This is a genomic window from Marinobacter sp. H13 (assembly GCF_059072335.1).
The window spans coordinates 311,740-337,752 of record NZ_JCACRU010000001.1; the positions used below are offsets into that span (position 1 = coordinate 311,740).

Genomic DNA, 26,013 nt, shown 5'->3' on the forward strand with positions numbered 1-26,013 from the left:
CCATGGCGGATATTCACGTCGAGGAATTCTACAAGGATGCGGCCATTGCCCTGGTGCAGTTGTATGGTGCCTTTCCCAGGCGCATCAACCTGTTTGTCGAGGACATTGCCGGCCCGGATGAGCCGGACGAGTTTGGTCTCCACAGCAAACGGCACATGGCCTGTTTTGGCGCCCTGCTCTGGCTCGCAGAGGAAGGTCTGCTCCGGTACGTCGACACCATCCGCCAGGAGGCTCTGGACCAGGCGGTTCTGACCAGAGACGCCTTTATCCGCCTGAGCGCGCCGGCGCCGGAGACTCTGACTAGTGAATTCGGAATCCCCGAGGAAACGGCTGCCGGTAATCTGCCCCCTTCCGTTCAGGAGGATCTTTCCACTCACATCCACCTGATTCGCAGGGCGCTGCGCGGGGGGAACTCCGCCCGAATCAGCCAGATCATGCAGGCAACCTTTTTTGCCGACCGCGGCAATTATTAAATCACCGTAAGCTCGTTGATTGATTGAACCGCGACCGCATATAACGGTCTGAATAGCGGCTTTATTTTCTTTGACGAACTGATCAGGGCACCAACATGCGTATTCTGCTGTTTCTGGCAACCAACCTTGCTGTAATCCTTGTCGCCAGTTTCACACTGCGACTGCTGGGCGTGGACAGCTACCTCGCCCAGAATGGTATTCAGTATGGCTCTTTGCTGGCTTTCGCTGCGGTCTTCGGATTCGCCGGCGCCATCGTGTCGCTGCTGATCTCCAAGCGAATGGCCAAGTGGAGCACCAAGGCCCGGGTCATTGATTCCCCGCGCACTCCTGCCGAACGCTGGCTCGTGGATACTGTGGCGCAGCTGGCCAAAAACGCCGGTATCGGCATGCCGGAAGTCGCGATTTTTCCTGCGTCCCAGTCCAATGCCTTTGCAACGGGCTGGAACAAGAACGACGCACTAGTCGCGGTCAGTGAAGGGCTTTTGCACCGCTTTAACAAGGATGAGATTCGGGCGGTCCTGGGCCACGAAATCGGCCATGTTGCCAATGGTGACATGGTGACACTGGCGTTGATTCAGGGTGTGGTGAATACCTTCGTCATCTTCGCGTCCCGGGTGATCGGCTCCTTTGTCGACCGGGTGATTTTCAAGAATGAAAGCGGACATGGCCTCGGCTTTTTCGCGGTCAGCATCGTTGCCGAGATCGTCCTGGGTATACTTGCCAGTACGATCGTGTTCTGGTTCTCCCGTCGCCGGGAATTCCGGGCGGATATCGCCGGTGCCCAGCTGGCAGGCCGCTCAGCCATGATCAGCGCGCTGGCGAGGCTGAAGCAGGAAAGCGAGGTGCCGGACCAGATGCCCGACAGCCTCCAGGCATTTGGCATTAACCGCGGGGCCCGGGGCGGCCTGAGTGCCCTGTTCATGACCCATCCGCCACTGGAAGACCGCATACAGGCGTTGCAGAGCGCCAGGCTGTAAACAAAAAAGCCGGGGCCCCATGGACTCCGGCTTTCTTTATCAGGAACTGGCTAAGATCAGATTTTCAGTTTGAATCCGATAGCCCGGAAACTGTCCTGCAGGGACTTGCTGGTGCCCTTGAGCTGAATCTTGAGGCTTGAGCACTCCCGACGAACCGGATAGTCCCGGCGCAGTCTGTCAAACGCCGCTCCCCGCTCTTCTGGAGACCCTGCCATGGTGTTACGAAGTTTCGCATCGTCCCGGCGAGGGTCGTAACAGGCCCTCAGTGCAATTCGAATTGCATCCTCCTCCTCGGCAGAGCTGGTAAAGGAAATCTTGCTGAGTGCTGGCTCCGGCAGAAACTGGCCCGCTTTTTTGCGAACCGGCAGGCCCAGGAACTGGCTCAGAGCCTGATAGATCATTTCCGTTCCCTGAACCTTGCCTTCCAGACTGTACCCGGCAATATGCGGTGTTGCCAGCCAGACCCGGTCAACCAGCTCAGGATGAATCCTCGGCTCCTGCTCCCAAACGTCCAGCACGACGACGGGCGCATTGCCCTGTTCAAGGCGGGCCAGCAACGCTGACGAGTCGATGACCTCGCCCCGACCAGCATTGATCAGGAGTTGGTTCGCACCCAGGGTCTCAAGTTCGGCGTTGCCGATCATATGCAAAGTGGGGTGATCTCCCTCGCGGGTCAGGGGTGTATGCAGGGACACCACATCACACTTCATGGCCTCTTCCAGCGACACAAACTCTTGGTCGTCCTCTTCCCGATCCGCCCTGGGCGGATCACAGAGGCGCACATCAAATCCAAGGCGTTCCAGTTTGTGGGCCAGTTCGCCACCGACATTGCCGACCCCGACTATACCAACACTGAGTTGGGACCAGTCTGCAAGGCCACGCCGCTCGGCATGCAGCGAAAGCACAGACAAAACGTACTCGGCAACACTGTTGGCGTTGCAGCCGGGCGCCGCCGAGAAGCGAATACCCGCGGCCTCGAGCCAGTCGAGATCGACATGGTCGGTACCGATGGTGGTTGTGCCAACAAACCGAACCCGACTGCCCTCCAGGAGCTCACGATTTACCCTGGTGACGGAACGAACCAGTACGATATCGGCATCCCGGACATCCTCGTTCGACATGGAACGGCCGGATACCCGGCGAATCTCGCCGATATCGCCGAAAAAGGAATCCAGTAAGGGAATGTTTTCGTCTGCTACGATCAACATGATGATATTCGGCCCTGTCAGTTCCTGCGCTGACGCTGATTGCGCCCACCCTGACCACGTCCACCGCCACCCTGCGGGCGACGACCGCGCTTGCGGGTAATTGGCGGATTGTCCATCGGCGCCATGAGCGCTTCATCGGGCACGGCAGTCTTCAGCTTCTGGCTGATGTAGGTTTCGATGGCGGGAAGCGCGAACGAGTCATCCTCACCGGCAAAACTGATGGAAACCCCGTGTTTGCCAGCCCTGCCTGTGCGGCCAATCCGGTGCACATAATCTTCAGCATTATCAGGCAGATTGTAGTTGAAAACGTGGGTGACGCCGTTGACGTGAATACCACGGCCAGCCACATCGGTGGCCACCAGGACCTGGATGCTGCCTTTTTTGAACTGGTCCAGGGTTTTGAGGCGCTTGTTCTGGGCTATTTCGCCTGACATCAGGGCAACTTTGACGCCCTGATTCCTCAGATCCTCTTCCAGGTCACGGCACTGATCCCGGCGGTTGGCAAATACCAGCGCCTTTTCCACTTCCGGCCGCTTGAGAAAATTGACCAGCACCGGAAGTTTTTCATCGTCGCCCACCAGGTACACCGTCTGCTCAACCCGTTCCGCCGTTTTCTGTTCCGGTTCTATCTCCACGAACTCTGCATTACTCGTCCACATGGAGGCAAGATTCAGCACGTCCTGGTTGAAGGTGGCGCTGAACAGGAGTGTCTGGCGCTCATCCTTGGGTGTGCACTTGCGGATAATGCGCTTCACGTCCGGAATGAAGCCCATGTCCAGCATACGATCAGCTTCATCAAGAATCAGGATGTCGAGCTGGTCCAGAAATACGTCCTGGGAGCCGAGAAAATCGATCAGGCGCCCCGGAGTCGCCACGAGAATATCGACGATCTCGTTCTGCAACTGGTCCCGCTGCTTGTCATAGTTCATGCCGCCCACAACCGTCACCACATTATGGCCGGTATGCTGGCACAACTGCTCTGCGTCCTTGGCGATCTGCATGGCCAACTCACGTGTCGGTGCCAGGGCCAGCACCCGCGGCTCTGACGCAAACCGGTCTGTTTCGGGAATCGGCGTCTCCAGAAGGCTTTGAATCGCCGTAATCAGAAACGCTGCGGTTTTTCCGGTGCCGGTCTGGGCCTGGCCAATCAGATCCTCACAGGCCAGCGTCCAGGGCAGTGTTTCCGCCTGGATGGGTGTGCAATATTCAAAACCGATAGCCGTGATGGCATCCAGCAAGCGCTTGTCGAGGTTCAGATCGCTGAATCTCAGGTCGCCGGTGTGTTTTGGGTCAGATGTCATAGAGTCTCAGTTTTCCTGGAATGTCCTGATTCAGAATATAACGGAGCGATGCGCCGGGCATCTTCTTGCCAGCGCTCTTCAAGGATTTCTCCGGTACCGTAAAATGTTGCCAGCGTATCGAAAAACGCCTGTGCCCGGGGCGGCAACCCCCGGTCCAGATACTCGCCCGCCTGGATCCGCACATTGTGACGGAACCGCTCTTCATTGGCGGCGCCAGCTCCCGAGAGGTTATCCACGCTGATGTGAAAACGGAAACCTGCAGCCACCGCAAACAACCATTCAATGGCCTGGGGCTTGACCTCAACCTGCTCGAAAGCCTGTTGCTGCTGCAGTGTACGGCCATCCGGACAGTACCAGTAAGCATAGTCGTGAAGTGTGCGCCGGTACTCACCAGCAATACACCAGTGGCTTATTTCATGCAAAGCGCTGGCATAATAACCATGAGCAAAGACGACCTGTGCGAGACCTTCCGGCCCGCTCGCAGGCAAGTATTCAGGTTCATCGCTGCCTTTGACCAGAACTGTCCGGTATGCTTCCCGGAACTGGTCATTAAACAGCATGATAAGATCATTTGGACTGTGATTCATTGGGTGGCTATTGTGCGACTTTACCGCCCCCAATACCAGAGGGAACTTTGCCCATCCCCTCGTGTCCACTGCTGGCGTGAACCGGCGGCTGTAATGCTGTAACAATCCGACTTTTAGGGACTCTGATCAAACAGACACTAACCGGGAAATCTTACAATCAATGATGGCTTTAGCTGCAGTAAAGAAGATGAAATGCCAATGGGTGAATCCGTTGAACCTGTTCCTGGCACTCGCCCTGATGCTTTTGGCCTCCCCTTCTGCCTGGGCCCTCGGCGGCAACGGGAGTTCCCTGTTTGGCGGCCAGGGTAATGATTTCCTCCCGGTCGACGAAGCTCTGCCCTTCAGTTTCACCACCGACGCAGACACGGTGGTTCTCACCTGGGATATCACACCCGGACACTATCTTTATCGCGAACGTGTCAGCATTACCGCCACCAATCCCGATGTCGGACTTGGGGAACCCGCGTTTTCGGCGCCGGGAACGGTGACCGAAGACGAATTCTTCGGCAAGACCACGGTCTTTTTTGATCCGATTGAAGCCCGTGTTCCGATCTCGCTTCCAGCCGGCGTCCGGGAGGCAGAACTGCAGGTAACCTATCAGGGCTGCGCAAAGGCGGGGCTGTGCTACCCGCCCCAGACCCGGGATGTACTTTTCTATCAGGGTAGCGGTGGCTCCGGCTCGCCAACAGCTTCAGCAGCGGGTTTTTCGGGGGGCGGCAGCGCACCCGTGGACACTGAAACCGCCACCGGACTTGCAGGCTTTCTTGCACAGCAATCGACGCTCGTCATTGCAGGCGTGTTTCTGCTGCTGGGGCTGGGGTTAACCTTCACCCCCTGCGTACTGCCGATGGTTCCGATTATTTCATCGCTGGTTTCTGGCAGGAACACCCGGACAACCAGCCATGCCCTGCTCCTGTCGGGTAGCTATGTTCTGGGCATGGCACTGACCTATGCAGCGGCCGGCGTGCTGACGGGTCTGCTCGGAGCCAGCTTTAATTTGCAGGCACAACTGCAATCTCCCTGGGTTTTGAGCGTCTTTGCCCTGCTGTTCGTCGTCTTTGCCCTGTCCATGTTCGATCTCTTCGAGATCCAGCTGCCACGCTTCATTCGTGAGCCCCTCAATGATGCCAGTCACCGGCTCACCGGCAGCCGGGTATTCAGCATATTCGGCATCGGCGCCCTGTCGGCCCTGATCGTCTCGCCCTGTGTCTCGGCGCCTCTGGCCGGCAGCCTGCTGTATATCTCCACAACCCAGGACGCCGTGATCGGCGGGGTGGCGCTGTTTGCGCTCGGCCTTGGCATGGGCATTCCGCTGATTCTTGTGGCGGTCGGGGGGCGAAAATTGCTGCCGACTACCGGCCACTGGATGACCGCAGTGAAGCACTTCTATGGTGTGATGCTGCTGGCCGTGGCGATCTGGCTGGTGGAGCGACTGGTACCTGGCTGGCTGGCACTGACGCTCTGGGGCCTTCTTATCGCCATAACCGGCGTGCAGCTTGGCGCCTTTGATACTGCCAGGGCCGGCTGGGAACGGACCCGGAAGGGGCTGGGGCTGGTTCTTTTCGCCTATGGCCTGGCTCTGCTTGCCGGTGCTGTGGCCGGGGCCAATGACCCGCTGAAACCTCTAGCGCCCTTTACAGTCGCCTCCGCGTCATTCGGCGGGGCCGGCAATGCCGGTGTCCAGCACGCGGATTTTGTGCGCGTGAAACAGCCCGGTGAAATCGAGGCGATGCTCCAACAGGCCCGCGAACAGGGACGGCCCGTTCTGCTGGACTTCTACGCCGACTGGTGCATCTCCTGCAAGGTTATGGAACGCAATGTTTTCAGCAAGCCGGATGTAATCCAGGCGCTTAGCCCCTACACCCTGCTGCAGATCGATATGACCGACAACACCCCTGAACAGCAGGCAATGCTGGACGAACTCGGCCTCTTCGGCCCCCCGGCTATTCTGTTCTATCGCGGTAACGGCCAGGAGCTGCCCCAGCACAGGGTGCTCGGAGAAATGGATCGGGAGGAATTCCTCGGCCACCTCCAGAAACTGGACTCGGAGGTATAGCAGAGGGGCTACTCCCCCCTGCGTATCAGGTAGATGAACAGATCGTCGGATTCGGCCTGATGGACGAGTTCGTGGCCGAGAAACTGGCAGAAACGCGGGATATCCCGGGTGGTAGAGGGGTCGGTGGCCACAACCCGCAACACGCCACCGGGTTGAACATCGTTAATACGGTTATGCAGCATCATGACTGGTTCCGGGCAGAACAGGCCCCGGGCATCCAGCTCTGCATCGTATTCGATTGCACTCACACTACATCTCCTGTCATTGAACCTGATTTTTCGTAAAAACCTGCTAAATTATTGTTTATAACAGTTAAAACACTTGGAGGTTTGTCATGATCCGGGTTCTGATTGAACGTCATATTGCTGAAACCCTGGAAGCAGCTTACGAAGAACGTTCCCGTAAGGTTCTGCAGCAGGCTGTGAGTGCGCCCGGCTTTATTTCCGGAGAAACCCTGGCAGACAGCCATGACCCCAATCACCGGTTTACCCTGGCCAATTGGCGATCCGAAGCGGATTGGGACCGCTGGTTTCACTCCGATGAACGCCGCGAGCTCATGCTGGAGCTCATCCCCATGATGGACGAAGAAGAACACATCACCGTGCTCGAGCAAAGCGCCTTCTAGCCAGTCCGCTCAATGAAGCAGGTGATCTCCTCTCTGTCATGATACAAGTGGCGGGCCTTAAGACGAAAGCCGATGCCCGCCGCACTCAGGCCATTCACGAGTATATCCCGACAGATCAACCACTCATCGTACCGTTTCTTCATCGGCAACTTGAGATTGAAGACCGTGTAACGACAAAGCCCCTCACCGAGCCAGGTTACAGCCAGCTTCGCCGTTTTCCGGGGCTGATCCACAATATCGCAGACCATCCAGTCGATACCCCTTTTGGGGCGCCAGCCGTAGCCATCCGCTTCCACATGCTCCACCTGCCCCGACGCCATCAGCTCAGGGTTCATGGGGCCGTTGTCGACAGCGGTTACCATCATGCCCTGGTGCACCAGCTGCCAGGTCCAGCCTCCGGGGGCGGCTCCCAGATCAGCGGCTTTTTTGCCGCCACCAAGGTAGTCCAGTTCCTGATCAGGTGGTAGAAAGACCTTCCAGGCTTCCTCAAGTTTCAGGGCGGACCGGCTGGGCGCTGAAGCTGGCAACCGAAGTCGCGGTATACCACCGACATACCGGGCGCGGTTATCCGCCAGACTGAAACCGACAACCACCGAGGCGAAATCCGGCAGGAACACCTCGAGGCGGGCCGGGGCCGAAGCATTCTGGTCGGCCTTGAGCAGGCCAGCTCCTCGCAAGCCACGGGAGAGAGGCGATACCCACTTTCGGGCAAAGTTACCAAGATCACCATCCGCGTTATTTTCCGGCAACCGGACTTCCAGCCGCGCGCAACCGGGGTAACCGCGCCCGAGGCCCCTGAGCCCTTCTATTACGGCACCAACACGGTCCGCTTCCGGGAGACTGAATTCCCCCAGCACCACCATCCAGTCACGGACGAAAACCAGATCATCGAGGGCGACGCGCGCCATCAGATCATCCGGAGTTTCAGGCGCAGCCGGGTAGAAACGCACCAGCCCCTGATCTTTAACAGGCTCGAAATAGCCGAAGATACCCCGTTCCGCGGCGGAGTCGGTTATTTCACGGCCGGCTTCGGTTTCAAAGCCGGGCCGACAAAACACGAGAATCTGTTCCATGCACTATCCGAAATAAGGTCTGGAGACCAACCCGTAAAAGTTGAATCTGTTTAACAGCGTAGATTGTCTTCTCTGGCTACACTTCCCGCTCTGATAACCGCGGGAAGTCTTGAATGTCGTCCGTTTTGCGCTTGATTGCCATTATCAGCCTATCGCTGATCCCGGCCTTGGCACTGCCAGATACCGGATCCGTCCTGGCGGGATGCCCGACCCTGGAGGCAACCGATAGTGCAGCCCGCGCATCCCTTATGCAATACGTCTGTTATTACAGCGCCCCTCCCGGCGCACCCGGCCATGACGCAACGGCGCCGGACCAGCTACCCGTCGATATTGAATGGAAACCGGCACACGGGCGGGACCTGGTTTTCAGTCACACCAGCTCCGTGTACTGGGTCCATCTGGACGTCAGGAATTCCGGGACCGAGCGCGCTGTCTGGTATCTGAAGCTCAATTACCCCCTGCTTGACGAGGTCACTTTCTGGCAAACGGCGAATGATACTACAGAGACGATTGCTACCGGAGATCAACGACCTTTTGCATCACGGGCGGTGGATTACCGGTATTTCCTGCTTCCCGTCACGCTGGACGGCGGTGAGACCCGCTCTTTAACCCTCCGTGTTCACAGCAATGGCGCCCTGAACGTGCCACTCAGTTTCGAGACGGCTGCCGAAGTCATTTCAGGCAGCAATCACCTGACCCTTACCCACGGACTCTTCTACGGGGCGCTTCTGGTCTTTGCCGTCTTCAACCTGCTGCTCTTCTTCAGCTCCGGAACCGGCTATTACTTCTACAACGCCTTTTACCTGGCAGCGCTCGGGCTTTTCCTGTTCGCCATGGGCGGCTTCGCCAACCAGTATTTCTGGCCGGACAACGCCAGCTTTGCCAATACCTCCATCCCCCTGTCGTTGTCACTTTGCGCCCTGGCCATGATACTTTTTGGCCGCTCGTTCCTGGAAATTGATAAAGGAACAATCCCTGAGACCGTCCTCAAGGGTCAGGCCTGGTTTTGCATCGGATTTCTGGCCCTGGCCCTGATCCTGCCTTACAACAAGACGATTCTGCTTAACACCGTCCTGGCGCTGACTGTCATTTCAAGCCTGTTCATGATTGCAGCAATTCGATGGCAGCAAGGGTATCAGCCTGCCATGTGGTATTTGCTGGCCTGGTTGATCATGCTGGTTGGTGGCCTGATATACGCCCTGGCGGCCTTCGGCTATCTGACCGACTTCCTGGCGCGGGAAGCCCTGATGCAATCGGCGGTGGGTGGACAGGTCATTCTGCTGAACTATGCCATGGTGCAGCGGTGGCGCCTGCTCAGCCAGAAGCTGCTGGACGTGGAGCACAGTGCAAGGACGGAGCTGGAATTCAAGGTGCACGAGCGCACTGCCCAGTTGCGAAACACCATGCGAGAACTGGAGAAGGCAAATCGAAAACTGTCAACCATGAGCCTCAACGACGCACTCACCGGCTTGCATAACCGGAGGCATCTGGACAACATTTTCCCGGAGCTGTGCGCGGAAGCCCGCCGCACGGGACACCCACTGACACTGGCCCTGGTAGACGCTGACCATTTCAAGAACATCAACGATACCTGGGGCCACGGTTTTGGGGACACCTGCCTTCAATTTATTGCCGAAATACTGACCCGCCACGTAAAACGCCCCAGGGATGTCGCGATCCGGTTTGGCGGGGAGGAGTTCGCGCTTTTGCTACCAGGCACCAGCGCCACTGGAGCCCGAAAGGTCTGCTCGGCACTGCTTGCGGACATTGCGAACACGCCGGTACTGGCGCCGGACGGCACCGAGGTGAGAATGACCCTGAGCGCCGGGATCGCCTCTCTTGGCCCCGGCGAAGATCAGAGCCAGCTATTTGAGCGAGCGGATGAAGCCCTGTACCGGGCAAAGAGTGAGGGCCGCAACCGTGCCCTGCTCTCTGAGACCAGTGAAGTGGAGTAACCGTCAGGTCACCAGCTCCTGATTTATAAAGGCCCGGGTTTCTCGGGCAGCTTCGGCGACCAGTTCGCTTTGGGTATGAGGTTGGCTTTTCAGCGGCTGGAAATCATGATTGCCACCCTCCAGCCAGTGTAGCCGGATCGCTTCGAGCTCCTTTTCATGGCCGACCATTTCGGCGGGCTTGCCAAATGGATCCCTTGTTCCCTGCAGGACCAGCATGGGCGATTTCAATTCCTGAAAGTGGCCGGTGCGCCACCGGTCCAGCTTACCCGGTGGGTGGAAAGGGTAGCCAAAGCACGTAACGCCATCGATCCCATTGCGCTGGCTGGCCAGGATGCTTGCCATGCGCCCACCCATGGACTTGCCGCCCACCAGAACCTTGCACTCCGCCCCAAGCTCGGCGCGAACCGCATCAACCACACTGGAGAAATGCTCAAGCAATGCCGGCTCCCGATCCGGCGGGCGCTTTCGGCCGTCGGCTCGTCGCTTCTGCATGTAGGGGAATTCGAAACGGACGGTTACGATGCCTTCCCGGCTGAGGGCCAGAGAAAGCTCCTCCATAAAGGCAGAATCAGCCGGCGCCCCGGCGCCGTGAGCCAGAATCAGTACAACTTCCGGATTACTTTCATAGCCTTTGGTCTTAATCAACTTCACAGAATTCACCTCATCCAATTAAGCGACTATCATTGCACTCAGGCAACACACATTCCCTGCGCTGAAACAACTCCAAAAACGGCACTGAAAAGGAAGCCATGTTGCTGATTTCGGCGCATTTGACGGATGTCAGGAGTTGACCTGAGTCATTGCAAACAGCTAATCGTTTCTCCATACTTGCGCCCGCATATTTCCCCACTTTAAACCCATTGGTAAGGCTATGAGCACAGTAAATGCAAACCTGACATACAACTACAAGGTGGTGAGACAATTCGCCATCATGACAGTGGTATGGGGTATTGTAGGTATGGCGCTGGGTGTGCTGATCGCAGCACAGCTGGTCTGGCCGTCCCTCAACCTCGACCTGCCCTTTACCCACTTCGGCCGTCTCCGGCCGCTGCATACCAACGCCGTTATTTTCGGCTTTGGTGGAAGTGCCCTGTTTGCTACCTCCTATTATGTCGTTCAGCGCACGTGCCAGGCTCGACTGATTTCGGATAGCCTGGCTGCGTTCACTTTCTGGGGCTGGACGGCGATCATTGTCGCGGCAGCCATTACCCTGCCATTGGGCCTTACCACTTCAAAGGAATACGCCGAACTGGAGTGGCCGATCGATATCGCCATTGCGGTCGTCTGGGTGACGTACGCTCTGGTGTTCTTCGGAACCATCATGAAACGGGCCACACCGCATATCTATGTGGCTAACTGGTTCTATGGCGCCTTTATCCTGACCGTTGCAGTGCTTCATATCGGGAATAACATGGCGCTGCCAGCCGGTGCGTTCAAGTCCTACTCTGCCTATGCGGGCGTTACCGACGCCATGATGCAGTGGTGGTATGGACATAACGCAGTAGGCTTCTTCCTGACCGCAGGTTTCCTGGGCATGATGTACTACTTCGTTCCCAAGCAGGCCAATCGTCCGGTCTACTCCTATCGCCTGTCGATCGTTCACTTCTGGGCCCTGATCGCAACCTATGTATGGGCCGGCGGCCACCACCTGCACTACTCCGCCCTGCCGGACTGGGCACAGACAGCCGGCATGGTGATGTCCCTGATTCTGCTCGCACCTTCTTGGGGTGGCATGATCAACGGCATGATGACTCTGTCAGGCGCATGGCACAAACTGCGCACTGACCCGATTCTGCGCTTCCTGGTGGTTTCCCTGTCGTTCTACGGCATGTCCACCTTCGAAGGTCCGATGATGTCCATCAAGACCGTGAACGCACTCTCCCACAACACTGACTGGACCATCGGCCACGTTCACTCCGGTGCTCTGGGCTGGGTAGCCATGATCAGTATCGGCGCGGTTTATCACCTGGTACCGAAGCTTTGGGGACTCCAGGGCATGTACAGCACAGCGATGATCAACGTGCACTTCTGGCTCGCCACTGTGGGCACCGTACTGTACATCGTTGCAATGTGGGTTAACGGCATCATGCAGGGCCTGATGTGGCGTGCGGTTAACGAAGACGGCACGCTGACCTACAGCTTCGTTGAATCTCTTGAGGCATCCTACGCTGGCTACTTCGTCCGGTTCCTCGGCGGCGTCATCTTCCTGTCAGGCATGCTGATCATGGCTTACAACGTGTACATGACCGTGCGTCAGAAAGATGCGGTTGCGCAAGATAACGCGGCAACTCAGCCGGCGTAACGGGAGAGAGATCAGATGAAACACGAAATTGTCGAAAAAAATATTGGTCTGATGATCGTACTGATCATCCTGACCATCAGTGGCGGCTTTCTGGCCGAAGTAGTGCCTCTGTTTTTCCAGAAAGACGTTAACGAGCCGGTAGAGGGGCTTGAGCCCCTGTCAGCGCTCGAACTGGAAGGCCGGGACATCTACATCCGCGAAGGCTGCCATGTGTGCCATACCCAACAGATCCGCCCGTTCCGGGCGGAAACCGAGCGGTATGGCCACTACTCCGTTGCGGGCGAGTTTGTTTATGACCGCCCGTTCCTGTGGGGCTCCAAGCGCACCGGTCCGGATCTGGCCCGTGTTGGCGGACGCTACTCCGATGCCTGGCAGCGCCAGCATCTGTACGACCCGCGCAGCGTAGTGCCTGAATCCAACATGCCGGCATTCCCCTGGCTGTTTGAAGACAAGGTCGACCACAGCAAGACCGCTGCCAAGCTGGAGACACTTCAGACTCTGGGCGTGCCCTACACCGACGAGCAGATTGCCGAAGCAGCCGCTCAGGTGGAAGGTAAATTCGAAATCGAAGCGCTGGTCGCGTACCTGCAACAGCTGGGTACTGTGATTTCAGACAGACGGTGAACCATGGATATTAATGAGTTACGCGGCATTCACACACTTCTGGTAATGGCGGTTTTCCTGGGAATCGTCTGGTGGGCCTACAGCGCCCACCGCAGGAAGGCCAACGACGAGGCAGCTCACCTGCCCTTCGACGATGACGACGTGGAAAAGCGTACGCTCGAACAGGAAAAAACGGAGAAAAAAGAATGAGTACCTTTTGGAGCATCTGGATCAGTGTGATCGTGCTCGGTACCGTGTTCGGCTGCTGGTGGCTGCTTTGGGCAACCCGCAAGAGCCAGACAACCGATACCGAAACCGACCGCACCATGGGCCATTCCTTTGATGGCATTGAGGAATACGATAACCCACTGCCAAAGTGGTGGTTTTACCTGTTCCTGGCCACTTGTGTTTTCGCCCTCGGTTACCTGGCCCTCTACCCGGGACTGGGCAACTATAAGGGTCTGCTTGGCTGGACTTCCACTAATCAGTGGGAAGCAGAGGTCGCCGAGGCCGAGGAAAAATACGGCCCGATATACGCCCAGTACGGTGAGACTCCGGTTCCCGAACTGGCCGAAAACAGCGATGCCATGAAAATAGGCCAGCGTCTGTTCGCCAACAACTGTGCGGTTTGCCACGGCTCTGCCGCTCGTGGCCAGGTTGGCTTCCCCAACCTGACCGACGACGATTGGCTGTGGGGCGGAACACCGGAAGCAATCCTGGAAACCTTGCACAATGGCCGTATGGGTAATATGCCGGCCAAGGGCACCATGCCCGGCATGACCAACGAGCAGGTGGATCAGGTTGTGAACTATGTTCTGAGCTTCAGCGGTCGGGAAAAAGACGCCGAAGCTGCCAAAGCAGGCGAACAAGTTTTCGCTCAGGCCTGTGTGGCCTGTCATGGCCCCGAGGGCAAAGGCATGGAGGCCATGGGCGCCCCCAACCTGACGGACAACACCTGGCTCTATGGTTCAACCTACGAGTGGATCAGGGAGACCGTCGTGCACGGCCGCCAGAACCAGATGCCTGCACAGGATCGTCTGCTTTCAGACGATCAGATTCAGATTCTCGCGGCTTACGTCTACAGCCTCTCGAACTGAGTCAGCCGGCCGGGGTGAAGAGCCCCGGCTCGGTCTTTTCAACCCTGTGCCTGCGCCGCGGGCACAGGGTTGAAAAGATCAGCAGCCTAACGGCCTGTTGCCCCGCATTACCATTTCCCTGGAGGTAACGATGAGCAGTGAGATCCCGGTCAAACAGGTTGACCCGTCCTCTGACCCGTCCTCTGACCCCTCCGACAACAACAATAAATCCGGAACCGTCGAGCTATACGCCAGCCGTAAGAAGATTTACGTCAAGGAAGTCAAAGGCTTCTTCCAACGCATCCGGAATGTCAGCCTGACGCTGCTGATGGGCATGTACTTTGCGTTTGTGTGGTTCACCCTGGACGGGCAACCACTCATTCATTTTGACCTTCCCGCCCGTGAGTTCCATTTATACGGGGCCACCTTTTACCCGAAAGATTTCATCCTGCTCTCGGGGATGCTGATTATCTGTGCCTTTGGCCTGTTTTTCATTACCACGCTGTTTGGCAGGGTCTGGTGTGGCTACACCTGCCCCCAGACCGTCTGGACCTTCATCTTCATGTGGGTTGAGGAGCGCATTGAAGGCAGCCGCAACAAGCGCATGAAACTGGACAAGGCGCCCAGCTCGGCAAACAAAGTCGCGAAAAAATCCGCCAAGCATACGGTCTGGTTTCTGATCGCACTGGCTACCGGGCTGACATTTGTCGGCTATTTCTATCCGATTCGCGAGCTGATCGCGGATCTGTTCACCCTGCAGGCCAACGGCTGGGCCTATTTCTGGGTCGGCTTCTTCACCGTTGCCACCTACCTCAACGCCGGCTGGATGCGAGAGCAGGTGTGTCTTTACATGTGCCCCTATGCCCGCTTCCAGTCGGTGATGTTTGACCCCAACACTCGCGTGGTTTCCTACGATCCGAATCGTGGCGAGCCCAGGGGCGGCCGCAAAAAAGGCGTGGATCCTGCCGAGGCCGGTCTGGGCGACTGTATCGACTGCGGCCAGTGTGTTCAGGTATGTCCTACGGGCATTGATATCCGGGACGGCCTTCAGTACGAATGTATCGGCTGTGCGCTGTGCATTGATGCCTGTGACGAGATCATGGACAAGATGAATTACCCGAGGGGGCTGATCCGTTACACCACGGAGAATGAACTTGAAGGCAAGACCTCCAAACTCCTGCGACCAAGAACCTTCGGTTATGGCGCGGTGCTGTCACTGATGATTGCCGCGATTATCTTCACCATCGCCACCCGTGTGCCAGCCCAGATGGATGCTCTTCGGGATCGCGGTGCTCTTTACAGTTTCAATGGCGAGGGGCGGATTGAGAACTCCTACACCCTAAAAATCGCCAACATGACCGAAGTTCCCCAAACCTTCACTCTGTCAGTGACTGGCCTGGAGGGGATCCGGATCCTGACGGACACTTCGGTAACCGTTGAAAGTGGTGAAAACCGCTCACTGCCGACCGTAGTCGACGTGCCGCCGGAATCCATCACCGAATCCAATAACGATATCCTGTTCAGGGCACAATCCGAGACCGATTCTTCGCTGAGCCTTGAAACTGAAAGCCGATTTGTCGGTCCAACGCGCTGATCGTCGATCGTGCAGCACTGACCGTTTGAATGAGACATTGATTTATGACTACTGAAACACCCGTAGCACCCTGGTACCGCCAACCCTGGTTCTGGTTCCTGCTGATTTTTCCGGGGGCGTCCATCATTTACTGCGCCGTTGCCATCACTATCGCTGTCAGCACAGAAAATGCGATGGTCACCGACGACTGGTCCAAAGAAGGGCGCGGAATTAACATGTCCATAGCAAGAGACCAGAAGGCGGAAGATCTCGGTATGGAGGCCCAGATTGATTTCCAGAGCAAAAATATCACCGTCAACCTGAACACCGTTGAGGGTCCGGCGGATTTCCCGTATCTGATCCTGAACCTGTTCCATCCAACGCTTTCCGACAAGGATCGCACTGTTCAATTCCAGCAAATCGCTCCAGGGCGCTTTGCCGGTAAGCTCCTCAATGACATAGACGGCCGCTGGTACTACGATCTACGGGGTCCAGCTAACGAGTGGCGATTAAAAGGCGAAGCCTGGCTGCCAGCTGAAGACGGAATTACAGTCAAGGCCGGGGGGTCTGCCCAAGGTTGACCAGGCTGGATTGCTTTCACTGCGGTGAGCCAGCGGACGGTGAGCCGCCCATCACCCTCGAGCTCGAAGGTTCTACCCGTCACTTCTGCTGCCAGGGCTGCAAAGCGGTGTGCCAGACCATTCGCAGCGAGGGTCTCGCCGGGTTCTATGATTTCCGGACCAAACCGGCCGTTACCCCAAAGCAGCTGACCCCGGCGGAACTGAACCGAATCAGAGAGCTTGATCACCCTCTGGTTCAGGAGTCGTTTGTTGCACCGGTGAAAGGCGCACAGGAAGCGCAACTGCTGATTGGTGGCATCACCTGTGCCGCCTGTATCTGGCTGCTTGAAAACCATATGAAGCAGCAGCCCGGTGTTGACTCCTTCTCGGTAAACCATACCACTCAACGTGCGCGACTGGTCTGGTCCCCGGATCAGGCTCGGCTGAGTGACCTGCTGATCGCGATCCACGAGCTCGGCTACACCGCCCGCCCCTACCAGGCAGACGAGGCGGAACAGGCGCTCAAGGCCGAGCATCGGTCCATGCTCATCCGCCTCGCCATTGCCGGAATCGGTTCGTTCCAGAGCATGATGCTGGCGTTTCCCCTTTATTTCGAACTGGTCAGCGAGCTGTCGCCCGAGTTCGTCAGCTTCTTTCGCTGGTTCAGCCTTCTGGTCGCTACCCCCGTGGTGCTCTTCAGCGCTGCACCTTTTTTCCGCAATGCCCAACGGGATATCCGCAGCCGGCATCTGACCATGGATGTGCCGGTTGCCATTGCCATCGGACTCGCCTACCTCGCCAGCGCGTGGGTAACCGTCTTTGGCGGCGAGGAAGTGTACTTTGAGTCCGTTTGCATGTTCACCTTTTTCCTCCTGCTCGGGCGCTACATTGAAGTTCAGGCCCGCTACCGGGCAGGCCTGACAGGCAATGCGCTTGCAGGGTTTCAGCCGACCGTCGCCACACTGGTCCAGGGCGATACTACCGACATTATCCCTGCCCATAAGATCCGGCCAGGCGATATCGTTCGTGTGCGCCCCGGCGAAACCCTGCCCGTCGATGGCGAGATTGTGCGGGGAGAATCAACCCTGAACGAAGCAGCCTTAACCGGGGAATACCTCCCTGAAACCCGCCATCCCGGGGATACTGTCCACGCCGGCAGCGTGAACGGGGAGAATCCGCTCGATGTCAGGGTGGTTAAAGCCGGTGCCCAGACTCGGCTTTCAGGCATTCTACGAGTACTGGACCGCGTGCAGTCGGAAAAACCCCGCGTGGCCATGATGGCGGACCGGATGGCCGGCAAATTCGTCGGGCGGGTTCTGATTCTGGCACCAGTTGTCTGGATAGGCTGGTGGCTGGCCGGTGCCGACAACGCCTTCGACATCACACTTTCTGTTCTGGTGGTGACGTGTCCCTGCGCGCTCTCCTTGGCGACACCGACTGCCATTACCTCGGCAACAGTCAGGCTCCGGCGGCTTGGTTTTCTCCCGACTCGGGGGCATACCCTTGAATCAATGAACACGATTGACACCGTGGTCTTCGATAAAACCGGGACACTCACACGGGGCGAGCTCAGCCTGGCCGGCACCACAATCGTTGGCAGCATGGATGAGCAGACTTGCCTCAAGCTTGCCGCGGGCCTGGAGAAATACTCCGAGCACCCCATAGCCAAAGTATTTCACCGTCGAACCACTGCTGCGGTCGAACATGTGGAAAATCACATTGGCGGTGGGCTTTCAGGCCGGCTGGGAGACCTGCAGCTGTTCATCGGCCACAGGGGGTTTGTCGAACAACATACCACCGCGCCAGCGCCACAAAAGGATCCGCATCAGGGTATGGAAATCTGGCTGGCCTCTGACCACGAGTGGCTGGCCTGTTTCAGGCTCGACGACCAGCCCCGTGACGATGCCCGGGCAGCCATCAAAGCTCTTCAGGATTCCGGCATTCGCACCCTGCTCCTCAGTGGCGACCGTTCCGGGCATGTAAACCAGGTGGCAGACATACTGGGCATTGACGAGGCTATCGGACAAGCCTCCCCAGAAGATAAACTGGCTGTGCTGGAGAAGCTGCAAGCCGAGGGCCGGCACATCATGATGGTGGGCGACGGTCTGAACGATCTGCCCTCTATGGCTGGCGCCGGAATTTCGGTGGCCATGGGCACGGCTGCCGACCTGACCCAACTGAAAGCTGATGCAGTACTGCTGAATGGTCAATTGCTGCAATTGGTCGAAGCCCTTAAAACCAGTCGCCAGACCCAGCGCATCATCCGCCAGAATCTATGGTGGGCTCTCATATACAATGTGCTGGCGCTTCCCCTGGCCGCGGCCGGAATGGTCCCACCCTGGCTGGCAGCAATTGGCATGTCTCTCAGCTCTCTGGTGGTCGTTCTGAATGCGCTGCGGCTTGGCAAGGCACCGAGCCGGAAGAGTCAGGACAATCTCGCGGTTGGCGCCCAGGCGTTGTCCTGATACCGTGAACTTCTAATCTTTTCTGCGAGGTTGCACCGTGCAAATCGTCATGTTTCTGGTCCCGGTGATGCTCATACTGGTGGCGGTAGGCGTCGCCCTGTTCACATGGTCGGTCAAGAACGGTCAGTACGATGATCTCGAAGGCCCGGCGCATCGGATACTTTACGATGACGACAAGGATATGATCCCGGACGACGCTCGCACCGACAAACCGGCTGCCGGGGAGCCAACCCCGGAGCAAACAGCTGAAGTCAGCGATACCGCTGATACGGGTGAGGATAAGTCCCAAAAAGGATGAATCCGGAACTCTACCTCAGTTACCCGAGCGCCTTCCTGATCGGATTGCTAGGCAGCACGCACTGCCTCGGCATGTGCGGCGGCATCAGCGCTTCCCTCTCCATGGCCCTGCCTGTGGGCCGGGGGTTCCGGTTCCGGCAAACGGTAATGCTTCTGGCCTTCAACTTCGGGCGCATCGGCAGCTATGTCCTGATCGCAACACTGGTTGCGCTGGCCAGTACCTCGGCCGCCAGCCAGTGGGCCTCTGCCGGCCTGGTGCTTCGGACCCTGGCAGGGCTGCTGTTGATCTTCATGGGTTTGTCCATGGGCCAGTGGTGGCAGGGAATTCGCTACGTTGAGCGGGTGGGTGCTCCAATCTGGGCGCGCCTCTCCCCGCTGATCCGCCGCTTCCTGCCCGTGAATCACGGCGGACAGGCACTTGCTCTTGGAGCGCTCTGGGGCTGGCTGCCCTGCGGACTGGTATACAGCACGCTCGGTTGGGCAGCATTGCAACCGACAGTGGGCTCGGCCGCGCTGACCATGCTGTTTTTCGGGCTCGGCACGCTTCCCTCCATGTTGGCCACGGGTTTCGCGGCCGACTGGATCCGGGGTTTACAGAGCCATCAACTGTTCCGGAAGGTGACCGGCGGCCTGCTTATCCTGTTCGGACTCTGGACACTGCCTTTCCTGCATCTGGCCGGACACTAGCCGGCTAGATATTCAGGACATCCAGGCGACCGAAGTCAGTTGCGGTCTCGGGTTCAGCCGTCTGTACGGCCTGGCGCTTGCCACCGAGGCGCTTGCCTTCCTTGAAATCGTAGAGATTGGTATCCGCCAGGTGCGAGGGTTCCACATTGCACATGGCCCGGAACATGGTTTCCAACCGTCCGGGATGCTGCTTGTCCAAGCTCTGGAACATATCCTTGATCACCTGGCGCTGGAGATTCTCCTGAGAACCACACAGGTTGCAGGGGATGATGGGGAATTCGCGGAGACCCGCGTAGCGGGCGATATCTTTTTCCCGGCTGTAGGCCAGCGGCCGGATAACCGTGTTGCGGCCATCGTCACTGTGCAGCACCGGAGGCATGGACTTCAGCTTGCCGCCGTAGAACATGTTCAGGAACAGGGTTTCCAACAGGTCGTCCCGGTGGTGGCCCAGGGCAATCTTGGTAACCCCATGCTCTTCCGCGAAATTATAGAGAATTCCCCGGCGTAGACGGCTACACAGGCCGCAGGTCGTCTTCCCTTCCGGCACTTTTTCCTTAACAATGCTGTAGGTGTCCTTCTCGATGATGTGATACTCGATACCCATGGAGGACAGATATTCGGGCAACACCTCTTCCGGAAAGCCGGGCTGTTTCTGATCAAGGTTGACGGCAATCAGCTCAAACGAAACCGGGGCGCTCTTCTGCAGGTTGAGCAGAATATCGAGCAGTGCGTAAGAGTCTTTGCCGCCGCTGAGGCAGCACATGACTTTGTCGCCGGCTTCAATCATCGAGAAATCGGCAATCGCCTGCCCGACTTCGCGGCGCAGACGTTTCTGCAGCTTGTTCAATTCCAGTTTCTGGCGGCGCTCCCGCTCTGGGTTGATAGACTGTTCGGAACTGGCGATCATTGCTTCGGACATACCAACTACGTTCATAAGGCAAGTGGACGTGGGATTATACGCGTCACATGGATTCAGGGACAGGATACCGACATGGATATGTTGCAATCGGGTGAAGAGATCGCAGGCAAACGGGAACAGAACCGTATCCGGAACCGCAGGGCAATCCTGCATGCCGCCCGGGAGTGTTTTCGCGAGCGGGGGTACGAAAACTCAACCATCCGCGACATCGTTCGGCGAACGGGTCTTGCAGCCGGCACCTTCTACAATTATTTCTCAAGCAAGCAGGATATTTTCGCGGCTTTGCTTACCGACTTCCTGACCAATCTGAACAACAATCTCAGCCAACAGCGGCGGGCAGCCGACAATCCTGAGGATTTCATCCACTACGCCTACCTGGCCCTCTATACCGCGACCGCCCGGGATCCGCTGGTGTATGAACTCGCTCACCGCAATGACCGGGCACTTCGGGAACTGTTCGGTTCGGATATTCTCGGCCTGGCCATGTTATCTCTGGAAGAAGATGTTCGCGAGGCGATGGAACGCGGGCTTCTTCCCCGGATTGAGTACGAGTACCTGTGCGCCGCTTTTTTCGGCGTCGCCTACGAGACCAGCCTGACGCTGGCAAGGCGCGCCCACAGCAACCCGGAGTCGGCGGATGCGGAAGCGTTAACGGCGACCCGGTTCTCCACCGCCCTGTTCATGGGTGGACTTCCGCAGGTGGCCGCACTTCCCTGATGGGCCGCAGTGCCCTAACATGAGTCCTATGACAGACAGCCATTCTCCCATCAATGCTTCTCATCCCAGGACTGTGGATGATGATGACTGCCTGGAGCAGCAGATTCAGCACCTGCTGGTGGCCGTTGAGCACGAACTCAGATCGGCACCGGCGGGCTTGAATGAATTATCGCTGATCAAGGCGCTTCAGAGACCGCCCTGGGAACTGCTTGGACAGGTTGTTTTCAGCGAACCGGAAAAACTCTATCCGGTGCATTTTCTGTTGTTTCACGTGCTCTACCGTCTTCGTGACCAGTTATCCGAAACCGGCGAGAGCCTGAAAATTTCGCCCTTGAGCATCCGGATCGAGTCACAGTCGGTGGTCGGTGGCGAAGGGGTTCCGGACAGTGTCGACACACTTCGTCAATTCTATCTGGATCTTTCCCAGTACCGTCTGCCGGAGGAAGCCATTCAACAGATGGTGAATGATTTCTGGGCAGGTGCTCCAGGCCAGGCACCGGCGCAATCCGAAGCCAGGGAAGCCGCCGAAGTACTGGGATTTCAGGCTGTCCCTACAGACTTTCCAACGGTCAAACAGCGATTCCGCCGGGCGGTCATGCACGCTCACCCGGACCGCGGCGGCAAGACCGAAACCATTCAGCATCTCAATCAGGCCTTTGCGGTACTGAAAGCCCACTTCCGTCACAGCATCTGACCGGCCTTTTCGATCTGGCCAGGGCCGATAAATACAGGAGACGATATGCCGCTCACAGCATTCCTGAAACTTTCCCTTCTCGTCGCGATTACGGCGACCGCCATCTCAGCCCGCGCTGACCTCGTTGTCCTGCAGTATCATCATGTCAGTGATTCAACGCCGCCCGCTACCAGCACGTCTGTGTCTCTTTTCGAGGGCCAGCTGAACATGATCTCGGATCTGGAGCTGGACGTTGTGGATCTACAGCAAGGCACCGAAACAACGCTGGCCGGTACCGATGGGCAAGGTAATCACATCGCCATTACCTTTGATGACGCCTACGACTCCGTCTACCATACGGCGGCTCCACTGCTGGCCGAAAAGGCCTACCCCTACACGATTTTTGTAAATACGGAAGCCGTTGGCCGAACCGGCTACATGGCCTGGGATCAGATTCGGGAGTTGGCCGAACGACCGGGCGTAACCATTGCCAACCACAGCGCTGACCATGGGCATCTTGCCCGTAAACCGAACGAAAGTCAGAGTGACTGGCAAGCCAGGGTTACCAGCAGTCTCGACTCAGCCCAGGGGACCCTCTCCAGGGAATTGAAGGCGCCTGCACCCATGTTTGCGTACCCTTACGGCGAGTTTGACGAAGCACTGGAGCGCAAAGTGGCCGAGCGGGGCTGGTACGGTTTTGGCCAGCAATCCGGCGCCATCGGCCAACAAACCGAGAAAACCCGATTGCCGCGTTTTCCGATGGCAAACGCCTACGGCCAGTTGGGGAGCCTTGAGAACAAACTTCGCAGCAAAGCCTTCCCTGTTGATACCGGCGAGCTGCCGGACGGGGTGATCTCGGAGAATCCGCCCACCCTGGTTTTCCCGCTGGTTGAACCCATTGATGCCAACCGGTTGACCTGCTTTGCCTCCGGTCAGGGACGTATCGACTTTGACGTGACTGATGGCAATGTGGAAGTAAAGGCCCCTGAGGCCTTCAATAGCCGGCGATTCCGCTACAACTGCACCCACCCTGCGGGCGATGGCAGTTACTACTGGCTATCCCAGCAGTGGCTGGACCTGAGCAAACCTGAAGACTGAACCCTCACCCCTCCACCTGCATCAGGCCAATTTCACCGTGCCTGATGTGAGGAATTTTCTCGGGGCCGGCACGGGTCTCTATAACGGTCTGGCCCTCCAGGTCCTGCTCTCGGGTAAACAGGACAAGCCAACGCTCTCCCTGGCCCGGAAAAGCAGGAACCCATGCTTCCAGATAGCCGCGCCGGTGCCAGTTCTCGGGGGTAAAATCCATAACCAGGTCTGTTACCAGTCTTAACGGCGCCATCTTCTCATCGAGAAACACCAGGGAGGGCACCACCACCCCGTCTTTGGCATAGGAGCGCAGGCGTATGACAAGACTGCCGTGCTTATCCGCGTCCGGAAGTGCAATCAGTTGATAGGGGCTGGTTCCGGTAAGAAACGGATATGTAGCTGAACGATCCGAGAGGGTAACGCCAAACTCCCGTCCCGATTGCCACCCTTGTCGACTGGCGGCATCCATGGAATCGCAACAGGTCGCTGAAAACCGGGCAAAGAAATCGTCTGTTGAAGCCTCAATGCCCAGGATGGCAAAGGCGTCCGGATCATAGCCCTCTACCGGAGCCTGGCCTGCACCATCGGGACCTGAATGGTAAACGCTGGCTTCGGTGATCTGAACGGGTGGCTCCACCAGCCCTTTCTCAAGATCAGAGCGGATGTCCGGCCGGTAATAGCTGACCCGGACATTGCCCTCGGCGTCTCGCCAGGTGAAATAGGGTTGCCGCTCCCCCGGCCGAACGTAGCCATCTTTTTCAAGCTCGCCGGCATCCGGGTAGTTTTCGAGTGTGTACTCGGTGTTTTCCTGCGGCCCTGACTCCGGGCTCGCCCCACTATCTGACTGCACCGGGTGTTTCTCGGATTCCGGATCGCGCTGCTCTTCAGCTACCTCTATAGCTACCTCTTCAACTACCTCTGCAGACTCACGATTCAAGTCTTTCTGCTCGGCTCCGGTTATCGGTGAGTATCGAACCCTGCCCTGCTCGTCTACCCACGTGAAATAACCTTCCCGTTCCGACACCGTAGACCCGCCAATCTGGCAGCCTCCGAGAACTGCTGCCAGAGAAAGGCACAAGGCTGATTTCCGTAAAGAGCCGTTAATCACTGCGAATGACTACCCTCTGGTCAATGGCACCACTCAGAACTTGGTCCGGAAACTGAGGCCCGCCATCACAACCCGTAGCGAGGTTTTGACATCCAGGCCTGCATAGGGGTTGTAGATAATGTTGGTGATGTTGTCGCAGTTCAGATTACAGCTGGTGTCCGCGGGAATCGACTCCACCGAATGAAGATAACTGAGATTCATGTCAATTTCGGTGTCCTTATCCCACTGGTACCCCATACCGATGCTGTAGAGGTTTGCCCCACCAAATGGCGCCATAACCTGTCGCTGATCATCCGGGATAACCGAATCCCGTATTTCCACGCCAGCACGCAGGTCCAGACGGGAAGACGCATGAAACTCCATGCCAAACGCCCAGTTCCACTGGCTCTTGAAACCCAGGGGCAACCTCAGGGTATTCGGCGTGGCATTGTCCGGCGACAGGATCCGGGCCGCATTGAGAAACTCCAGATTACGATCAAACCGGAAAACAAAGGCGTCCCACTGTTTGTAATCGGTCCAGCCAATGTCGGCGTTGAGGGTCAGTTTCGGATGCACGTCAACACTGATACCAGTCTGGAAGTGCTGGGGATACACCAGATCCATACTGACGTTGCCGGATTCCTTGGGCGCACCGGACGGAAGACTCAGGATCGCCGAGGTAATCGCACCCAGCACCGATCCGTTAACGCTCTGCCAGAAGCCGGACCAGTCATCGGTGTACTGGATTTCGAAGGTGCCCTTCATGTTCATTTCAGCTTCAGAGGTATAGCTCGCCCCCCAGCTGAACCAATCAGTTGGCTCCCACATCACCCCTAGTGCATAGGTGGGTGACAGGGTTTCCTGAACGTTGATACTCAGAGCACCGATATCGTCCCAGGGACCGACATTACCGCCACAAAGCGCTAGCCAGGGCTGCAGGGGCTCGTCACCACTCTCGCAGTTGAATGCGTCCTGCAGAACTTCAGCCACCCCCAGCAGCAGGTTGGGCGCCCGCATGTACTGGTCTGCCGCGATTCCCATATGGGACAGGTGGATACCGGCACCCACGGACCAGTCGTCATTGATTTCATAACCGACCGTGGGTGAGAGATAAGTCGTGCGCTGCAGCGCCGTGGCCTGGGGCTGGTAACGGCCAGGGTCATCCTTATCACGGTAGAAACCGGCTGCCAACGGCAGGTAAAAGGCATTCCCGAAGGTCAGTTTGGAGCCCGGCGGGTTGATACTGATACCTGCTGACGGCGCCAGGGCCGGTCCCGGGGGCGCGCGGAGAATACCGTAACCCGGCAGATACAGGGCCACGTTGTTGGTATGGCTGCGGGTATTGGCAACCGGGTCCCGCTGCTTTCCGGTCAGTGGATCCGTTTCAAGGCCGTCGATACCGAAAATCTCATAGCCTTCCGGTGCCGTGAAATCCGCGTCAATGTCCAGATAGACGCTCATCAGATTCACTTCCAGCTGACGCCCGTCCAGTTTGGTCAGGCCAGCAGGATTGTAGTGAATCGCCATGATCCCGGGCGGATCGGCGGTCACGGCGTTGCCAAGTGCCAGTGCCTTGGGATGAATGGTCAGGTTCTGCGCCAGCTGGGCCTGGGCACCGCAAGAAAGGGTCGTGGCAACCAGTGCCGCGAGAATCTGACGGTTGTGGTTTCTCTGTCCCATGAAATCCTTCCCTTCCCGTAGATCGTCAAC

At 57.6% G+C, this 26,013-nt stretch carries 26 protein-coding genes; 17 read left to right on the forward strand and 9 right to left on the reverse strand.

Annotated features, from left to right (window positions below):
• The first annotated feature begins 2 nt into the window (after positions 1-2).
• Both AC5JQH_RS01485 and htpX read left to right on the forward strand, forming a co-directional pair.
• Positions 3-473 (forward strand): hypothetical protein, encoded by a 471-nt coding sequence (locus AC5JQH_RS01485; protein ID WP_053112241.1) that lies wholly within the window; start codon positions 3-5, stop codon positions 471-473.
• 95 nt (positions 474-568) lie between these two features.
• A complete protein-coding gene (htpX, locus tag AC5JQH_RS01490; RefSeq protein WP_008174747.1) occupies positions 569-1,450 on the forward strand; it encodes a protease HtpX in 882 nt (293 codons plus the stop codon).
• A gap of 56 nt (positions 1,451-1,506) precedes the next feature.
• On the opposite strand, the gene pdxB is transcribed toward htpX, so the two are convergent.
• From pdxB to AC5JQH_RS01505, 3 genes are read right to left on the reverse strand one after another with little or no spacing between them, the layout of a single operon-like run.
• Complete coding sequence (pdxB, locus tag AC5JQH_RS01495; RefSeq protein ID WP_491713467.1) at positions 1,507-2,658, reverse strand: 4-phosphoerythronate dehydrogenase PdxB; 1,152 nt, start codon at positions 2,656-2,658, stop codon at positions 1,507-1,509.
• A gap of 17 nt (positions 2,659-2,675) precedes the next feature.
• Positions 2,676-3,959, reverse strand: coding sequence for a DEAD/DEAH box helicase (locus AC5JQH_RS01500; protein ID WP_482902443.1), 1,284 nt, complete (start codon positions 3,957-3,959; stop codon positions 2,676-2,678).
• Positions 3,956-4,546: an elongation factor P hydroxylase gene (locus tag AC5JQH_RS01505; protein WP_405420254.1), complete on the reverse strand. Its 591-nt coding sequence runs from the start codon at positions 4,544-4,546 to the stop codon at positions 3,956-3,958. Before AC5JQH_RS01505 ends, AC5JQH_RS01500 begins: the two co-directional genes overlap by 4 nt.
• Positions 4,547-4,706: 160 nt before the next feature.
• On the opposite strand from AC5JQH_RS01505, the gene dsbD reads away from it, so the two are divergent.
• On the forward strand, positions 4,707-6,602 hold the full coding sequence (dsbD, locus tag AC5JQH_RS01510) for a protein-disulfide reductase DsbD (RefSeq protein WP_493805205.1): 1,896 nt from the start codon (positions 4,707-4,709) through the stop codon (positions 6,600-6,602).
• Between the two features lie 8 nt (positions 6,603-6,610).
• Here the strand turns inward: dsbD and tusA are convergent, their stop codons facing one another.
• Complete coding sequence (tusA, locus tag AC5JQH_RS01515) at positions 6,611-6,850, reverse strand: sulfurtransferase TusA (protein ID WP_008174742.1); 240 nt, start codon at positions 6,848-6,850, stop codon at positions 6,611-6,613.
• 86 nt (positions 6,851-6,936) lie between these two features.
• On the opposite strand from tusA, the gene AC5JQH_RS01520 reads away from it, so the two are divergent.
• Positions 6,937-7,227: an antibiotic biosynthesis monooxygenase family protein gene (locus AC5JQH_RS01520; RefSeq protein WP_008174741.1), complete on the forward strand. Its 291-nt coding sequence runs from the start codon at positions 6,937-6,939 to the stop codon at positions 7,225-7,227.
• On the opposite strand, the gene rlmM is transcribed toward AC5JQH_RS01520, so the two are convergent.
• Positions 7,224-8,300 carry a 23S rRNA (cytidine(2498)-2'-O)-methyltransferase RlmM gene (gene rlmM / locus AC5JQH_RS01525; protein WP_008174740.1) on the reverse strand — a complete coding sequence of 359 codons (1,077 nt, stop codon included), beginning with the start codon at positions 8,298-8,300 and terminating at the stop codon, positions 7,224-7,226. The genes AC5JQH_RS01520 and rlmM overlap by 4 nt on opposite strands.
• Positions 8,301-8,413: 113 nt before the next feature.
• On the opposite strand from rlmM, the gene AC5JQH_RS01530 reads away from it, so the two are divergent.
• Positions 8,414-10,255, forward strand: coding sequence for a sensor domain-containing diguanylate cyclase (locus tag AC5JQH_RS01530; protein WP_288365399.1), 1,842 nt, complete (start codon positions 8,414-8,416; stop codon positions 10,253-10,255).
• A 3-nt stretch (positions 10,256-10,258) separates the two neighbouring features.
• Here the strand turns inward: AC5JQH_RS01530 and AC5JQH_RS01535 are convergent, their stop codons facing one another.
• Positions 10,259-10,906, reverse strand: coding sequence for an alpha/beta family hydrolase (locus AC5JQH_RS01535; protein ID WP_008174736.1), 648 nt, complete (start codon positions 10,904-10,906; stop codon positions 10,259-10,261).
• Between the two features lie 220 nt (positions 10,907-11,126).
• Here AC5JQH_RS01535 and ccoN point away from each other — a divergent pair, with 220 nt between their 5' ends.
• The 9 genes from ccoN (at position 11,127) to AC5JQH_RS01580 (ending at position 19,818) form a co-directional block, all read left to right on the forward strand.
• The gene (ccoN, locus tag AC5JQH_RS01540) at positions 11,127-12,557 is read left to right on the forward strand and encodes a cytochrome-c oxidase, cbb3-type subunit I (RefSeq protein ID WP_008174734.1); all 1,431 of its coding nucleotides are present in this window, start codon (positions 11,127-11,129) and stop codon (positions 12,555-12,557) included.
• Between the two features lie 15 nt (positions 12,558-12,572).
• The gene (gene ccoO / locus AC5JQH_RS01545) at positions 12,573-13,181 is read left to right on the forward strand and encodes a cytochrome-c oxidase, cbb3-type subunit II (RefSeq protein WP_092029819.1); all 609 of its coding nucleotides are present in this window, start codon (positions 12,573-12,575) and stop codon (positions 13,179-13,181) included.
• 3 nt (positions 13,182-13,184) lie between these two features.
• Positions 13,185-13,370 (forward strand): CcoQ/FixQ family Cbb3-type cytochrome c oxidase assembly chaperone, encoded by a 186-nt coding sequence (locus AC5JQH_RS01550; RefSeq protein WP_008174730.1) that lies wholly within the window; start codon positions 13,185-13,187, stop codon positions 13,368-13,370.
• Complete coding sequence (gene ccoP, locus AC5JQH_RS01555; RefSeq protein ID WP_273070455.1) at positions 13,367-14,257, forward strand: cytochrome-c oxidase, cbb3-type subunit III; 891 nt, start codon at positions 13,367-13,369, stop codon at positions 14,255-14,257. The genes AC5JQH_RS01550 and ccoP overlap by 4 nt, the downstream gene beginning before the upstream one ends.
• 130 nt (positions 14,258-14,387) lie before the next feature.
• Positions 14,388-15,830, forward strand: a complete 1,443-nt coding sequence (ccoG, locus tag AC5JQH_RS01560) for a cytochrome c oxidase accessory protein CcoG (RefSeq protein WP_008174726.1) — start codon at positions 14,388-14,390, stop codon at positions 15,828-15,830.
• A gap of 44 nt (positions 15,831-15,874) precedes the next feature.
• Positions 15,875-16,390 carry a FixH family protein gene (locus AC5JQH_RS01565; protein WP_008174725.1) on the forward strand — a complete coding sequence of 172 codons (516 nt, stop codon included), beginning with the start codon at positions 15,875-15,877 and terminating at the stop codon, positions 16,388-16,390.
• The gene (locus AC5JQH_RS01570) at positions 16,387-18,834 is read left to right on the forward strand and encodes a heavy metal translocating P-type ATPase (protein ID WP_273017583.1); all 2,448 of its coding nucleotides are present in this window, start codon (positions 16,387-16,389) and stop codon (positions 18,832-18,834) included. Before AC5JQH_RS01565 ends, AC5JQH_RS01570 begins: the two co-directional genes overlap by 4 nt.
• 37 nt (positions 18,835-18,871) lie before the next feature.
• Entirely contained in the window at positions 18,872-19,132 is a 261-nt protein-coding gene (gene ccoS, locus AC5JQH_RS01575) for a cbb3-type cytochrome oxidase assembly protein CcoS (RefSeq protein WP_039882065.1), read from the forward strand.
• Positions 19,129-19,818 carry a sulfite exporter TauE/SafE family protein gene (locus AC5JQH_RS01580; RefSeq protein WP_491713469.1) on the forward strand — a complete coding sequence of 230 codons (690 nt, stop codon included), beginning with the start codon at positions 19,129-19,131 and terminating at the stop codon, positions 19,816-19,818. Before ccoS ends, AC5JQH_RS01580 begins: the two co-directional genes overlap by 4 nt.
• A gap of 4 nt (positions 19,819-19,822) precedes the next feature.
• On the opposite strand, the gene ttcA is transcribed toward AC5JQH_RS01580, so the two are convergent.
• The gene (ttcA, locus tag AC5JQH_RS01585; protein ID WP_493805206.1) at positions 19,823-20,737 is read right to left on the reverse strand and encodes a tRNA 2-thiocytidine(32) synthetase TtcA; all 915 of its coding nucleotides are present in this window, start codon (positions 20,735-20,737) and stop codon (positions 19,823-19,825) included.
• Between the two features lie 72 nt (positions 20,738-20,809).
• Between ttcA and AC5JQH_RS01590 the strand changes: the two genes are divergently transcribed.
• From AC5JQH_RS01590 to AC5JQH_RS01600, 3 genes are read left to right on the forward strand one after another with little or no spacing between them, the layout of a single operon-like run.
• Entirely contained in the window at positions 20,810-21,454 is a 645-nt protein-coding gene (locus AC5JQH_RS01590; RefSeq protein WP_273017581.1) for a TetR/AcrR family transcriptional regulator, read from the forward strand.
• A 28-nt stretch (positions 21,455-21,482) separates the two neighbouring features.
• Entirely contained in the window at positions 21,483-22,148 is a 666-nt protein-coding gene (locus AC5JQH_RS01595; protein ID WP_008174712.1) for a DNA-J related domain-containing protein, read from the forward strand.
• 45 nt (positions 22,149-22,193) lie between these two features.
• Positions 22,194-23,225 carry a polysaccharide deacetylase family protein gene (locus AC5JQH_RS01600; RefSeq protein WP_008174710.1) on the forward strand — a complete coding sequence of 344 codons (1,032 nt, stop codon included), beginning with the start codon at positions 22,194-22,196 and terminating at the stop codon, positions 23,223-23,225.
• A 4-nt stretch (positions 23,226-23,229) separates the two neighbouring features.
• Here the strand turns inward: AC5JQH_RS01600 and AC5JQH_RS01605 are convergent, their stop codons facing one another.
• Positions 23,230-24,294: a MalM family protein gene (locus AC5JQH_RS01605; RefSeq protein ID WP_008174708.1), complete on the reverse strand. Its 1,065-nt coding sequence runs from the start codon at positions 24,292-24,294 to the stop codon at positions 23,230-23,232.
• Positions 24,295-24,357: 63 nt separating this feature from the next.
• Positions 24,358-25,983, reverse strand: coding sequence for an OmpP1/FadL family transporter (locus AC5JQH_RS01610; protein WP_008174705.1), 1,626 nt, complete (start codon positions 25,981-25,983; stop codon positions 24,358-24,360).
• Between the last annotated feature and the right edge of the window lie 30 nt (positions 25,984-26,013).

Coding starts and splice junctions, on each gene's coding strand:
- AC5JQH_RS01485 (WP_053112241.1), top strand. CDS start 3: ATGGCGGATATTCACGTCGAGGAATTCTACAAGGATGCGGCCATTGCC.
- htpX (WP_008174747.1), top strand. CDS start 569: ATGCGTATTCTGCTGTTTCTGGCAACCAACCTTGCTGTAATCCTTGTC.
- pdxB (WP_491713467.1), bottom strand. CDS start 2,658: ATGTTGATCGTAGCAGACGAAAACATTCCCTTACTGGATTCCTTTTTC.
- AC5JQH_RS01500 (WP_482902443.1), bottom strand. CDS start 3,959: ATGACATCTGACCCAAAACACACCGGCGACCTGAGATTCAGCGATCTG.
- AC5JQH_RS01505 (WP_405420254.1), bottom strand. CDS start 4,546: ATGAATCACAGTCCAAATGATCTTATCATGCTGTTTAATGACCAGTTC.
- dsbD (WP_493805205.1), top strand. CDS start 4,707: ATGATGGCTTTAGCTGCAGTAAAGAAGATGAAATGCCAATGGGTGAAT.
- AC5JQH_RS01520 (WP_008174741.1), top strand. CDS start 6,937: ATGATCCGGGTTCTGATTGAACGTCATATTGCTGAAACCCTGGAAGCA.
- rlmM (WP_008174740.1), bottom strand. CDS start 8,300: ATGGAACAGATTCTCGTGTTTTGTCGGCCCGGCTTTGAAACCGAAGCC.
- AC5JQH_RS01530 (WP_288365399.1), top strand. CDS start 8,414: ATGTCGTCCGTTTTGCGCTTGATTGCCATTATCAGCCTATCGCTGATC.
- ccoN (WP_008174734.1), top strand. CDS start 11,127: ATGAGCACAGTAAATGCAAACCTGACATACAACTACAAGGTGGTGAGA.
- ccoO (WP_092029819.1), top strand. CDS start 12,573: ATGAAACACGAAATTGTCGAAAAAAATATTGGTCTGATGATCGTACTG.
- AC5JQH_RS01550 (WP_008174730.1), top strand. CDS start 13,185: ATGGATATTAATGAGTTACGCGGCATTCACACACTTCTGGTAATGGCG.
- ccoP (WP_273070455.1), top strand. CDS start 13,367: ATGAGTACCTTTTGGAGCATCTGGATCAGTGTGATCGTGCTCGGTACC.
- ccoG (WP_008174726.1), top strand. CDS start 14,388: ATGAGCAGTGAGATCCCGGTCAAACAGGTTGACCCGTCCTCTGACCCG.
- AC5JQH_RS01565 (WP_008174725.1), top strand. CDS start 15,875: ATGACTACTGAAACACCCGTAGCACCCTGGTACCGCCAACCCTGGTTC.
- AC5JQH_RS01580 (WP_491713469.1), top strand. CDS start 19,129: ATGAATCCGGAACTCTACCTCAGTTACCCGAGCGCCTTCCTGATCGGA.
- ttcA (WP_493805206.1), bottom strand. CDS start 20,737: ATGTCCGAAGCAATGATCGCCAGTTCCGAACAGTCTATCAACCCAGAG.
- AC5JQH_RS01590 (WP_273017581.1), top strand. CDS start 20,810: ATGGATATGTTGCAATCGGGTGAAGAGATCGCAGGCAAACGGGAACAG.
- AC5JQH_RS01595 (WP_008174712.1), top strand. CDS start 21,483: ATGACAGACAGCCATTCTCCCATCAATGCTTCTCATCCCAGGACTGTG.
- AC5JQH_RS01600 (WP_008174710.1), top strand. CDS start 22,194: ATGCCGCTCACAGCATTCCTGAAACTTTCCCTTCTCGTCGCGATTACG.
- AC5JQH_RS01610 (WP_008174705.1), bottom strand. CDS start 25,983: ATGGGACAGAGAAACCACAACCGTCAGATTCTCGCGGCACTGGTTGCC.